10 protein-coding genes are annotated in these 14,103 nt (G+C 40.2%); 7 read left to right on the top strand and 3 right to left on the bottom strand.

Annotated elements, in window-relative coordinates:
* Positions 1-8 precede the first annotated feature (8 nt).
* Positions 9-3,032, bottom strand: a complete 3,024-nt coding sequence (locus QSE00_RS21705; protein WP_286107495.1) for a tetratricopeptide repeat protein — start codon at positions 3,030-3,032, stop codon at positions 9-11.
* 147 nt (positions 3,033-3,179) lie between these two features.
* Between QSE00_RS21705 and QSE00_RS21700 the strand changes: the two genes are divergently transcribed.
* The 4 genes from QSE00_RS21700 (at position 3,180) to QSE00_RS21685 (ending at position 6,572) form a co-directional block, all read left to right on the top strand.
* Entirely contained in the window at positions 3,180-3,863 is a 684-nt protein-coding gene (locus QSE00_RS21700) for a cell division ATP-binding protein FtsE (RefSeq protein ID WP_110355700.1), read from the top strand.
* 279 nt (positions 3,864-4,142) lie between these two features.
* Positions 4,143-4,625 (top strand): hypothetical protein, encoded by a 483-nt coding sequence (locus QSE00_RS21695; protein ID WP_286107494.1) that lies wholly within the window; start codon positions 4,143-4,145, stop codon positions 4,623-4,625.
* A 151-nt stretch (positions 4,626-4,776) separates the two neighbouring features.
* Positions 4,777-5,814, top strand: coding sequence for a sensor histidine kinase (locus QSE00_RS21690; protein ID WP_286107493.1), 1,038 nt, complete (start codon positions 4,777-4,779; stop codon positions 5,812-5,814).
* The gene (locus tag QSE00_RS21685; protein ID WP_110355697.1) at positions 5,811-6,572 is read left to right on the top strand and encodes a LytR/AlgR family response regulator transcription factor; all 762 of its coding nucleotides are present in this window, start codon (positions 5,811-5,813) and stop codon (positions 6,570-6,572) included. The genes QSE00_RS21690 and QSE00_RS21685 overlap by 4 nt, the downstream gene beginning before the upstream one ends.
* 251 nt (positions 6,573-6,823) lie before the next feature.
* Here the strand turns inward: QSE00_RS21685 and QSE00_RS21680 are convergent, their stop codons facing one another.
* On the bottom strand, positions 6,824-9,862 hold the full coding sequence (locus tag QSE00_RS21680) for a ThuA domain-containing protein (protein WP_286107492.1): 3,039 nt from the start codon (positions 9,860-9,862) through the stop codon (positions 6,824-6,826).
* Between the two features lie 284 nt (positions 9,863-10,146).
* Between QSE00_RS21680 and QSE00_RS21675 the strand changes: the two genes are divergently transcribed.
* The 3 genes from QSE00_RS21675 (at position 10,147) to ppgK (ending at position 13,394) form a co-directional block, all read left to right on the top strand.
* Complete coding sequence (locus QSE00_RS21675) at positions 10,147-10,962, top strand: NUDIX hydrolase (protein ID WP_286107491.1); 816 nt, start codon at positions 10,147-10,149, stop codon at positions 10,960-10,962.
* Between the two features lie 55 nt (positions 10,963-11,017).
* Positions 11,018-12,505, top strand: a complete 1,488-nt coding sequence (locus tag QSE00_RS21670; protein WP_286107490.1) for a sulfatase — start codon at positions 11,018-11,020, stop codon at positions 12,503-12,505.
* Between the two features lie 136 nt (positions 12,506-12,641).
* Entirely contained in the window at positions 12,642-13,394 is a 753-nt protein-coding gene (gene ppgK / locus QSE00_RS21665; protein WP_110355693.1) for a polyphosphate--glucose phosphotransferase, read from the top strand.
* Between the two features lie 121 nt (positions 13,395-13,515).
* Here ppgK and QSE00_RS21660 read toward each other — a convergent pair whose 3' ends face one another.
* Positions 13,516-13,905: a hypothetical protein gene (locus QSE00_RS21660; protein WP_286107489.1), complete on the bottom strand. Its 390-nt coding sequence runs from the start codon at positions 13,903-13,905 to the stop codon at positions 13,516-13,518.
* Positions 13,906-14,103 lie beyond the last annotated feature (198 nt).

Below are 14,103 nucleotides of genomic sequence, written 5' to 3'. Positions count from 1 at the left end.
AGGAAATTTTAATTGCCCTCTGGATTGATAGAGGAATTACTTTGTGCTTCTTTTGCCTTAATAATGGATGACTCCTGTTTGGCTTGGGCCACTATTTCCGGATAATCCCCGAAATTGGCAATAACACTATCCAAAATATAGGTTGCTTGGAAGGCATCACCCAAAGCATAGAAATTTTTGGCCATAATGATCAAACCTTTGGCACTCCACTCTTTATATCCTGCGTAGTCCTTGGCCAATTTTTGTACCGAAGCATTGGAAGCCTCGTATTCTTGGGCCTTATTCTTAAAATAAGCATCATAATAAAGTGCCTCGGCAGCTAAATCTCCCGTTGCAATCTTAAGCACTTCCGAATACGCCTTTTCTGCCCTGTTCTCATCCTTGGTCTGAATAGCCGATCTTGCGATCATTATTTGCGCATCACTTTTTATACGGTTATCGATCTTGGTGTTAGACAACACCTTGGTAGCATATTGAATTGTCTTGGCGTAGTCTGACCGCTCATAATAACCCTTCATCAAATTGGACCGGGCAAAGGTGATATTCTGTTGAATTTCCGCCTTGGATTCCAGTTCTTCCAAGAAAGGAATGGCTGTCGTATAATCATTTTTGCCCACATAGATCTCACATACCCTTGTAAGTGCCTGTTCAGCGTATTCATTGGCCCCTTTGCCTGCCACATTTTTAAAATAGGGCAGTGCTTTATCCTTCTGACCTTTACCAAAATATAATTGCGCCAAATTAAAATTGGCTTTTAAGGCATTCAATCCGTTTGGAAATTGTTTAACATAGGCCTCATACCCTCTTATGGCTGCATCTTGATTACCTTCAATATATTGCTTGTCCGCAGATTCAAATGTAGCATTATCCAGTTCTGTATCGGTAACCTCAACAAAATCGAGACCTTTAACCCATTGGGCATATTCATTCACCCTACCTAGGTCTACATATATCAGCTTGGCCGTTGTTACGGCCTGTAACGCTTCCTGAGTGTTGGGGTGGTCCCTAACTACCGTTTTAAATTTGGCCAAAGCCTGTTCATTGCGGTTGGCATTATAATGTACCAATCCCTGACGCAGCATGGCCTGTGGCACCAAAGAGCTACCTTTATAATCCATGGTAAGCTGATCGTATAACTGCAAGCCTCTTTCCGTATTATTGGCCCTCACATAGGAATTGGCCAGTTCAAACAAGGCATCGTCCTTTAGGGTCGAATTGGGATACCTGGACACAAAATTGGAAAGCTCTTCTATTTTGGTAGCACTTCTGTCCACAAACCCGTAGCTCAATGCTTTTTGGTAGGCAGCATAATCGCTGGAAGGACTATTTCGCGCAATTGCCTTGTTATAGGTTTCTATAGCTGGCCAATACTTACTGCTTACAAAATAACTATCCCCCAAGCGTAGGTATGCATCGTTGAGTTTTTCGCTATCGCCATTATTGGTCTCCACATAACTGGAAAACGCGGCAATGGCATTGGTATAGTTTCTCAGTTTAAAATAGGTGTATGCCAAATTATAATTTAAATCCTTGAATTCAGGGGTTGATTTGGCGCTGGGAATCGATTTGAATTGAAGATATCCGGCCAAGGCATCGTCAAAGCGGTTCATATTGTAATCCGATTCCGCTTTCCAGTAGCTAGACCTGGCCTTGAAGTATTGATCTTCCGCATTGTCCAGGGATTTATTGAACACTGCCGATGCTTCCTCATAATTCAACTCCAAGAACAATTCCACTCCCCTGTAAAACGCCACCTTTTGATAAGTAGCCTTACTGGCAAAATTTTTGTTTTTCTCCAATAACTCCATAGCACCGGCAAAATTTTTAGAAGTAATATAGGAGTCCACCAAAAGTTCCTGCATCTCCGCTTTATGGGAATCATTGGGATATTTTTCCAAATATGTTGTCAAAACTTGGGGTACAGGTTCGTACGCATTCCCTATTTCATAGCTCAGTCGCGCATAATTGAGATAGGCATCCTTTTGAATTTCTGTATTGAAATCCATTTGGGAGGCATTTCTAAAGGCATTCAAGGCCTCTTGTTTTTTGTCCAGCTTTAGATAACATTCCGCCAAATGATAATAGGCATTTTGGGAAACTTCATTGTTACCGTCAATTATTTTGTTGAATTGCTGTATTCCATTGGCATAATCTCCCTGCATGTAATAGGAGTAGCCCAATAGATAATAATCGGTATTGCTCCACTTGCCTCTTTTCCCTTTGTATTCGGCCAAATAGGGTATGGCATTGGCATATTGTTTTAGGTTGAAATAACTCTCACCAATAATTTTATTGAGCTCCGAAACTTCATTTCGGTCAGATTTGGGCAATTGTTTTTTAGCCAAGGCAATAGCCTCTTCAAACTTGCCCAATTTAAAGTTCATATCCGCCTGATAATAGGACAGCTTTTCTTCCAACAATTCTTGGTCGGTAATCTGATCAAAACGCTGATTGGCCTGGGCATAATCGTCCTGCTGATAAGCAATATACCCCAAGTAATACTTGGCTTGGGAACCATAGGTTGGAGAGGTGGTCACCTGATTTAAGTATCGTTCCGCCTCTTTTGGCTTGTTGGAGGAGAACAAGGCATATCCATTGTTAAAATTGAAACGCTCCTTATCCTTCCTGGACATGGAACTCTGATCTACCTTGGTATACCATTTTAAGGCATACGGATACTTTCCGGTTGCAAAATAATAATCGGCCACATCGAGGTAGGCAGAATTGCGTTTGGTTGAAGTTGGATACTTTTCCACAAAGTCCTCCATCAACCTATCGGCCCCCAACTGATTCAGGCGAATTGCCGCAGTAGCGGCATAATACGCACTATTGGCCTGGGTCTCTTCATCCCTGGTATTATTTTTTACCTTTTCAAAGATAGTCTGGGCTGCCTGATACTGTTTATTGTTATACAAGGCCAAAGCTTCCTGGTAGTCCTTTTGGTCAAAAGTATAGATTTCGGATTCTTGGGCACTTACGTAAAACAAAGACCCAACAAAACACAGTATAACAGCGGTTTTTTTTCTTAGCATAGTGTTCTCTAGAAGTTAAGAATTACCGTAATTAAATTATATAACGATAAATATTGTCCCTAAGTATATGATAAAGAAAAAGATTTTTCAAGAAGATTTGACTTAATTCCAAAGGAACTTATTACTTTTATATCAACATTAAAAACTATGGGCGAAAGCATATTGCAGCTGAAGGATGTAGCGGTATTTCAGGGAGAAAATTTGGTATTGAACGATATCAGCCTTGAAATCAAAAAAGGGGAATTCGTGTACCTTATTGGAAAAACAGGCAGCGGAAAGAGCAGCTTTATGAAAACTTTATATGGCGATCTTCCATTAAAACAAGGAAGTGGCCATATTGTAGATTTCGATCTAACCACCTTAAAGGAAAAGGAGATTCCTTATCTGAGAAGAAAATTAGGGGTAGTTTTTCAGGATTTTAAATTATTACCGGATCGCAATGTAAATAACAATCTTCTTTTTGTTCTAAAGGCTACCGGCTGGAAAGACCGGAGCGAAATGAACGCCAAGATTGAAGATGTCCTGGATAAGGTGGGAATGAAAACGAAAGGTTTTAAATTTCCCCATGAACTTTCCGGCGGGGAACAACAACGTATCGCAATAGCCCGAGCTTTACTGAATGATCCAGACCTAATTCTGGCAGACGAGCCTACAGGGAATCTTGACCCACAGACCAGTGTGGAAGTAATGAAGGTTCTTCAGGATATCAACAAGACCGGAAGGACCATCCTAATGGCCACCCATGACTACGCCCTTATTCTTAAATATCCATCCAAAACTTTGAAGTGTGATGGCAACAAGGTTTTTGAAGTAATACAAAGGGCCGTTTAACGATCATGGGTAGACACCCTAGTCCAGACCCACCATTTCCTACGTTAAACCAACCATAAACAGCTGGCCGTTTACCGGCAGATCTTGTTGTGAAAGGGCCATACGGCACCATTATTATCACTTTGTTTACCAAATCAGGTTCGGTTCAGTTTACCCCATAGCCGTTTCACCCCCCATTTAGTCCACTTCACTTAGTATCTACCTAAAAAAAGTGGATACGCCCATTATCTTTGCACCTGAAATAAGATGCATATCCAAATATTCATAAAATTACATATCATGAAAAACATAGCTTTATTATTAAGTACCATGTTAGTATCCCTCTCATTGTTCTCATTTTCAGGGAAGGACAAATGTTTAAATTCAGATGACATTAATTGTTATATTGAATCCCATAACCCCTTTGCCGAAGGATTGCTTATGGATGAAGAAGTAAGAAATTTAAGCTTGGAGGATATTGACCTTATTGAAGAAGAGGAAGAAATTGTACTCAATTTTGACCCTACTCCCTACTTACCATTAGACTTCAACGCATATAGGGGCATGGGATTTGACCTTACCAAAATTGTTGTTAGGGAGATGGAAGAAGAAATTGTTCTCGGCTTTGATCCTGCACAATACCTGCCAATTGGTTTCAATGCGTACCAAGGCATGGAACTGAACCTAAACAATATTATCATAGAAGAGATTGAAGAAGAAATTGATCTTGGCTTTGAAGTAATGAACTATCTACCCAAGGGATTTGACGCTTATGCCAAATAACAATAACAAAGATACATGAGTTTATCACCAACAAGCCCTTGACTTTATTCAGGGGCTTTTTTTTTACACTAAATTGGGGGAATAAGAAAATCCATCTCGAGGACTATGATAAGGAGACGTAATGAAGTATATTTAAAACAACTTAGCTAATATGGACACTATAAAACGGGTAAAACAGCTTGAAATAATAAAAATTGCCATCCTGATTGCTGTTTTAGTGACCCTTCCGCTTACCATATCCCTTTTCAGATCGACCGGCTTTAATAAAGAGATTTTCTCCAGTGAACTGTTTGTGGATCTTGATCTTAAATTCTGGTTTTTCTTCCTTTTTTCATGGTCTGCACTGCAATTCAATACCAATTTTATTTATCGTATCCCCAAAAGGAACCGTTTAATTGTATGGGTACTGAGGCTCTCGGGCAATATTGGAATCCTTGTATCAACAATTCTATTGTTAGATTTTATTTATCCGTTTTTAGTTGACAAAGACATTTCCAATAGGGAGGAGGATTTTCAGGTTTTTGTATTTATAGTAGTCCTCATTATCATAATATTTATATCCAGAATTTTAAGACTTCAAATTATTCAGCGGCAAAATATTCTGGAAAATGAATATTTGAAACAACAGAACCTTCAAAATGAACTTTCTGCATTAAAGAATCAAATCAACCCGCATTTTCTTTTCAATTCCCTTAATACACTCAATTCCCTTATTCGGGACAATAAGGAGGCTACTATGTTTGTTAAAAAACTTTCCTTTATGTACCGCTATATATTACAAAGCGGGGATAGGGATCTGGTCTCTTTAAAAGAGGAGCTTAAATTTTTGGAAAGCTATACCTACTTAATAAAAACAAGATACAGGAACCGTTTTCAAATTGATATTGCCATTGACGAAAGCTATCTCGACAGAAAAATCCCCCCATTGGCCTTACAATTATTGGCAGAAAACGCCGTGAAGCACAATGAAATTTCGGAAACGCACCCGCTAAAAGTGAACATCTATTCGCAAGATGAATGCATTTATGTGGAAAACAAGGTACGGCCTCGCTCCACCCTGGCAGAAGGCACGGGAAATGGGCTTCTAAACCTGTACAAACGCTATTATATGATACGTAAACAACAAATTATCATAGACAAGCAGAGTGATATTTTTAGAGTAAAACTACCCTTGAACAGAATGACATGAAAATAGTAATTGTAGAAGATGAATTGGCTGCAAGTGAAAATCTTGCCTACATGCTTAAAAACCTCCAAGATAAGCTTGAGATATTGGCCGTTTTGGATTCAGTAAAAACGGCTATTGATTATTTTACCAAAAACCAGGAAGCCGACCTAGTTTTTATGGACATCCATCTAGCCGATGGACTATCTTTTGAAATTTTTGATGCCGTTAAAATTGATGCTCCAATTATCTTTACCACGGCCTATGACCAATATGCCTTACAGGCATTTAAACTCAATAGCATTGATTATTTGTTAAAACCAATAGACGAGGACGAATTGGAAGTTAGCTTGGAACAGTTCAAAGGGCAATTAAAGGGCAAGGGGCTTATCACCAATCAAGTGGAAGGACTCCTAAGCCTATTGAAGGATCAAAAAAAGACCTATAAATCCATGTATTTAGTGCATTATCGCGATGAACTAATTCCTTTGAAAACTGATAAAATTGCCTATCTATTCATTGAAAACGGAATAGTTAAGGCTGTCACAAAAGACAGGCGGACCCATACTATTGACCAGAAATTGGAGGATATTGAAAACGACCTCGACCCGTCTAACTTTTACCGACTAAATAGACAGTTCATAGCGCAAAGGGATGCCATTGCCGGAATAAAACAATATTTTAACGGGAAGCTGATCATTGGTGTTATCCCACCCCATACGGAACAAGTAATCGTAAGCAAGGCAAAAGCCTCCGAATTTAAAAACTGGATGAACCAATAAAAATTCCCTGAAAACCAAATATCTTAGATTAGCTACTCCTGTTCCATCCAGAAAATGTAGCTACCCCTTTTATGGACCCGGGAACAATCTTTGGCTGGAACCGTAAAAATAAGCATAAGTCATCCCTAAATTTCCTTTACCGAATCCCAAAACACACCACCTCCTTATAAAGCATCCATCAACCAACTTTAACCATAGGAATGGTTCTTTTTACAACAATAGCCGGAAGTTCCACAGATCTATAACTATTTTTACTTGGCCCCTGCGTTGTCGGCATTGGCATCCAATTGCAATACCACCGATTTAGAACCCGTCAAGGGTTTAACATTGTTTTCCCCATTATCTGTATAACTGGCCGTAATTACCATAACAGTTGCACCCTTGGTAGGGTTTGGAACTATGCTTCCCGTAGCTGGTAAGGATTTCTTTTTATCGGCCGTACTTGCAAGGGATTGGATATAGAGCCCTATCTGCCTAGATTCATCCTTGGTAAGGTTGGGATGTGCAGGCATGGTTACTTCTCCCCAAACGCCACTACCTCCCGAAATTATCCTAGACTGCAGATAGCTTAATCCCTTTTTATCGTTCTTGTACTTTTCAGCGATATCCCGGTACATAGGCCCAACAGATTTTTCCTTTTCCTTGTGGCAGGTTTTACAATCCAATGCCATTGTTAACGCCTTGCCGGTAACAACCGCCGAAACTTCTTGATGCCCCAATGACAGTGAGGCTTCATCCATGCCTTCCAGATAATCTATGGAAACAAAAATATTGTCCTCATCTATTGCGGAACCATCTGGATCGGTAACGGTGACCTTATAGTTCATAGGCCTCCCTGGCTCGAAAAATAATGAATTGCCCCCATTGATATCTATGGATACTTCCGGCCTTGAATTTCCAGCCACCACATTAATAACTTGACTTTTGGCCGAAGCTTCCTTGTTATCCAAAACAGTAGCGGACAAAATATAGTCCCCCACATTATCATAGGTATAGGTAATATGGGGAGTTGTGGTTTCCTTGGTTTCACCATTCCCGAAATGCCACACATAGGACATTTCATCCTGCTCCCTATCCCTTGCCTCTACTTTTGCAGTAATAGTCAAAGGAAGTTTTCCAGATGTTTTATCCACAGAAATATTCTCTATCAACGGTGGTCTATTGCCCCCATTGTATTCTATATAAGACAATGCAGAATCATCATTTTTGGAAAACCAACCACTACCATATTCCAATAGATATACCCTACCATCAGGACCAACCTCCATATCTATAAGATTGTTTACTTTGATTTGGTCTGCAAATGGCTCCATTTTATTGAATTCCCCATCAGGGAACAGGCTAACGGCCATCATCCAGCCACGTATCCAATCATAGACCAATACTTTTCCATCATAATATTCCGGCAGTGCATTGGGCCCATTGTAGAGATCCGAATAATACACGGGACCCGCCATAGCGTTCCTACCTCCGGTACCGGTTTGGGGAAATTCCTGAGATGCTACATATGGATAAAAACCATAGGCAGGCATAGCTTTTGGAAGTTCCCTAAGGCCCGTATTGTTTCTAGAGTCGTTTATGGGTTTTTCGGGTTCAAAAGTATCTCCACTCTCCCCCGTAGCATAATCATATTGACGATAGGGTTTATTATCCGCAATAAAGAATGGCCAACCAAAATTTCCGGCCTCCCTAGCCTGATTCATTTCATCATACCCCCTTGGCCCCCTGGTGTCCAAACTATCTGCCCGGGCGTCTGGCCCTACATCTCCCCAATATACATATCCCTTTTTGGGATCTACAGATATTCTATACGGATTTCTGTGGCCCATGGTAAATATTTCAGGCCTGGTCTTGGCAGTTCCTTCCGGAAATAAATTTCCTTCGGGGATACTATAACTACCATCCTCATTTACCTTAATTCGCAATATTTTCCCTCTCAGGTCATTGGTGTTTCCTGAAGATCTACGGGCATCGTACTGTTCCTTTCCTGGGATATCGTTTAAGGGTGCAAAGCCACTGTTCACGTATTTCACCCCTTTTTCACTAAAAGGTGTGGAATTATCCCCTGTAGATAAATACAACATATTATCCGGTCCAAATGCAATTGACCCCCCTGTATGGCAACATATCTCACGCTGACTATCCACTTCAAGTATTATCTGCTCCGTAGTTGTGTCCAAAATATCGTTCTCAAATTTAAATCTTGACAAACGGTTTACCCACTTATCCCCTGTTGGGCTGTAGTACAAATATATCCAATGATTGGTCTCAAAATCGGGGTCCTTTTGCAACCCCATTAACCCTTCCTCCGCATTTACATTTGGTGTATTTTGGGTTTTATGATATACATCCAAAAACCCCACTTGGGACAATTCTTTGGTAGCTGCTTTATACAGCATTATTTCACCCCGTCTTTGGGAAACCAAAATGTCATTATTGGGCAAAATAACCATTTCGGTAGGCTCAAAAAAGTCACCATATTTCAGAGGAACTTTGGTAAAGCGATCGGAATCAGGTGGAATTTGGGTGGTTACCTTGGTATAATCCAAAATTTCATTCTTTCCTATGGCATATTGGATACCCCCTAATAAATGTTTTAAGTACAATTCCTCGGAAAAACTTTCCTCGGTATGGCCCAAGGCCGTATAAAAGGCACGGCCTCCGTCATATTCATGATACCAGCTCATGGGGTGATGATCTCCATTAATACCTCCTTCATAACTCTTTTCATCTACCGTCATCAAAACATTCACCTCCGGATTTATTTTCTTAAAATTATAGAGTTCATCGGTTCGATGCCAGATGGAGTCGGCAAACATATTGGTAGCCCCAAAAGTATTGTCCTTAATAATAAAATCGGCCTCAGGGGTACCTGCAGGATGACTGGCAAAATAAGCACCCACCAATCTTCCATACCAATTCCAATCATATTCGGTGTCCGTGGCGGCATGTACACCCACAAAACCTCCACCAGCCTGAATATACCTTTCAAAGGCGGCTTCTTGTTTAGCATCCAATATGTTGCCCGTGGTACTTAAAAATACTATTGCCGAATACTTTTTTAAGTCGTCATCATTAAAGATATCGGCATTTTTAGTTGTATCCACACCAATTTTGTTGTCCATTCCCAACTTTTGAATTGCCTCCAATCCACTGGGTATGGAAGCATGCTTATAACCCATGGTCTTGGAAAAGACCAAAATTCGTGGTTCGCCTTCCCTTTTCTTGCTATCACAAGAAGTAAGGAACAATGTAAAAACACCAAGGATAAGGGCAATGTAATTTTTCATCAATAAAATTTTAAAAAGATTATTTGGATTAACGGAGAAGCTTAAATTTTACATAACGGAATTAGAGGTAGTAATATCAAAAGGGTATTGCTCATTTTTTAATTAACAAATAATTGGCCATGCCCCAAATTTTGAATTTCTCAAATATAGTATTTATTTGATAGTATTGCAGCTACACTATTAATTATTGACACAATTTCATTTTACACATTTACATTATCGGTCTTAAAACCCTTCCCCTCCGCTAAAATTATTTTATACCTTTAAGCAACCAACTACAACCGATGATTTTAAAAAAACAAGTCTATAGGGCGGACAAAAAAATGAATCCCTTGATAGGGATACTACTATTCCTTATCTCCATATTTTTATTTGTACTCACCTTCCCCCTTGGCTTTGTTTATGGCCTTTTCCATGGACTATTAAAAAAGGGTATTGTAGGACTGGGAGAATACCTTCTTAAAATTGCCATTTCCATAGACCAATTGGGCAATGTTGGGATGCAGCATCTTTTAAACCTCGTCTGGGTCAAAAAGGGTGGTTACAAATTTGGCAATCGGGACGAAACTATTTCCAGCGCCCTTGGCCGTAACAACAAATTGGGAACCCTCACTAAATTTGGAACGGCCATAGATAGACTATTGGACCTTATAGATAAGGGCCACTCCCTTAATTCCATTGATTACTATATTGAACCTTCGGACGAAATCATAGACCAATTAACATGGATCCATATTGTAGACCAGAAGTTACTGGCTATTAGACCTACAGGAAAGACTACCTATTCTCTTCCAGGAGGAGAAAGAATACCGAAAGAGTCCGATGCAATGACACTGACCCGGGTAATAAAAAATGTGCTGGGAATAATTCTAGAAATCCCTTCCTTTGATCATTTGGGGATTTTTGAAGCAAGGGCCGATGACAGCAAACCCTTTATTTTAGCGAGATCTACCTATTATTCGGCCGAGTATACGGGAACCATCGCCATTAAGCCCGAAGCAGGCGAAATATGTTGGCTGAACTACAGGGACAGGGAAAAGGTATCCGAAGTCGATAAAATTATCTTTGATTTGCTTAAAGACACCGGCCAATTGATTTAATTATATATTGCCATAGTATTTAAAGTCATTTTAACACCATTAATGTAAACTACCTATGCCAACCAGTTTTAAAAGATTATTTATCCTACTCCCTCTTCTAATTTTTCTGGGAAGTAATCTACAATGCAAGCAAGGGCAAAGACCGCCCAATGTGTTGTTTATTGCCGTGGATGACCTGCGAACAGAATTAGGAGCATATGGCAACCCCATTGTCCATTCTCCCAATATGGATGCACTGGCCTCTGAAGGAACTATTTTTACGAACCACTTTGTCCAAGTCCCAACCTGTGGTGCATCGAGATATGCACTTTTAACCGGTATGCGCCCCTGTAAGCCTTTACATTTGGGCAATAATGCCATTGAAAAGGAAATATCCAATGCAACCGAAAATAAAGTGCCAGAATCTTTTATCCACCATCTTAAAAGGAATGGATACCATACCGTTGGCATAGGGAAGATAAGTCACTCCGCAGATGGTTTGGTCTACGGTTATGAAGAACCGGTTTCCACCAAAAAAGAATTGCCGCATAGCTGGAACGAGCTATTATTTGATGCTGGAAAATGGGGAACGGGTTGGAATGCATTTTTCGGGTATGCGGACGGAGAAAATAGGCAAAGCCTAAAGAAACAGGTAAGACCATATGAGGCGGGGGAAGTAGATGATGAGGGATATCCGGATGGATTGACCACCAAGTTGGCCATTTCAAAGCTTAGGGAGCTTAAAGATAAGAAGCAACCTTTCTTTATGGGAGTAGGTTTTTTTAAACCCCATTTACCATTTAATGCCCCAAAAAAGTATTGGGACCTATACGATAGGGAACAAATACCCCTTTCGCCCAACCCTCGGGTTCCGGAGAACATAAGCTTAAAGAGCCTACATGAAAGCGGCGAATTTAACCAATATGCCCTAGGGGAGGAAAAGGCAAGTCTAGCCCAACCGGTTTCCCAGGAATACGCCAAAAAATTAAGGCATGCCTACTTGGCCTCAATAAGTTATATCGATGCCCAAATAGGCCTTATTTGGGAGGAGCTAAAAGTGATGGGCTTGGACAAGAATACGATTATCGTGATATGGGGAGACCATGGTTGGCATTTGGGAGATCAACGGGTTTGGGGAAAACATACCCTTTTCGAAAATGCCTTAAAAAGTGCCTTGATCATCAAATCCCCTTTTAAATGGCATCAAACCAACAAAGTAAAAACCATTGTAGAGACGGTAGACATCTACCCAACGATAATGGAACTGTGCAATATTGGTATGACCCATGAAATAGACGGCGAAAGCTTTATCGATAGTTTAACTGAGGCATCATCCAAAGAAGATGGAGTGGCATACAGCTATTTTAGAAATGGTATTTCCCTGCGGACAGACAGGTACAGATTAACCAAATATTATAGACAGGACGAACCTACCATTGAACTTTACGACCATAGCACAGACCCTTATGAAACCAAAAATATTGCCGACCTAAATCCAGACCTTGTTATGGAACTTATGCCTGTTTTGGAAAAGGGAAATACCGGCCTGTATATAGGAAACTAAAGAATTAGTATAAACCCAAATGGTTATCGCCCATAAATAGACCTATTAAAAGCACGAAAATCCGACCAAGAAGTGTGCATACCACAACTCCCGAAAGTTTTTTGTTACTTTGTTCACAAATATATTAATATTATACATGGAAATCCTCGGAATTGATGTCGGTGGCTCGGGCATAAAAGGAGCCTTAGTAAATATGGAAACTGGTGAAATGATATCGGAGCGGTTTAGAATACCCACTCCGAAATCGAGAAAACCAAAACCTATGGCCGAAGTAGTTGCCAAAATTGTAAAACATTTTGATTATAGCGGACCTATAGGCTGTGGATTTCCAACCGTCATTAAAAAAGGCATCTGTAAAACACCTGGAAATCTTCATAAAAGGTGGGCCGGTGTAAATGTAAATGAACTGTTCAGTGAGGTAACGGGATTACCAGTGACCGTGGTAAACGATGCTGATGCCGCAGGATACGCATCCATGAATTTTGGTGTAGGCCAGGGAAAGGAAGGCCTTGTGCTGATGATCACTATAGGAACCGGATTAGGTAGCGGTGCCTTTTACAACGGGGAATTGATACCAAATTTTGAATTGGGCCAGATTCCTTATAAAAAGTATGAAAAAATTGAATTATGGGCCGCAGCTTCAGCCAAGGAAAGGGAATCACTCAGTTACAAAAAATGGGGCAAGCGGTTCAATGTTTTCTTGGAGTTCGTAGAATTGATCGTATCTCCAGATCTAATAATCCTCGGGGGAGGCACCTCCAAGGACTGGAACGATTTTAAGGACTATATCAATATTGAAACCCCTGTAATACCCGCAGAACTGCAAAATCATGCCGGGATTATTGGCGCGGCGGCCGCGGCTTATAACAAAAAGGGCGTGCTAAAATAAAAGCAGCTGTTTTAACTGCCTATTTTCCACCTAAATAGATCCCCTAAAAATACATTGTTATTTCAGTGCATGGGCAAGAAAAAAGGGTATTGTCCATTTTGGAGATATCCCCTTATATCTATCATAAACCTTCCAAGAGCTTTCCCCCTTCGGGACGTTCAAAAAAACCTTCCTCCAAGGTATTTTGGAATTCGATATGGCTCAATTCAATGGTTGTTATAGGTTCTCCTTTAGGTTGCCCGTCCCCGGTTGACCAATACGTATCAAATTTTAGGGGCAAATTGATCCCATTAACAGTTTTTCTGCTTACCAAATCCATAATTTTTTCCGGGTTATTTCCACCATTGGGAAAGTATCCTGGGTAAGACACTATGTATCGAAGTGCCGTTAACAAATGAGTTTCGGCATCCAAATACAAAATATAATAATCGTCCGGAGCATCACCTGTTCCCGAAGCGAAGGTAACTTTAACCACATCCTGTGGTGCATCCTTGAAATTGGTTTTTGGCAACAATTCCAAATTAACACCTTCCCCATCCAGGACTAGGGGTTGTGCCGCTAGGTAGAGGGGAGTTAATGCCCAAAACCATTACTGTCCCATTAAAATCTAAAATAGTTCTTTGAAATATTTGAAATATAGTTAGTTACAGAGGTTTTTCGATTAAACGGATTTCAATTTTAACTTTTGCAATTCTTATACAGATTTGCA

The sequence above is a fragment of the Arenibacter flavimaris genome (assembly GCF_030291335.1).
In the GTDB taxonomy this organism is placed as follows: domain Bacteria; phylum Bacteroidota; class Bacteroidia; order Flavobacteriales; family Flavobacteriaceae; genus Arenibacter.
The sequence above is the reverse complement of the archived record's forward strand: the minus strand, read 5'-3'. Positions and strand labels throughout refer to the sequence as shown.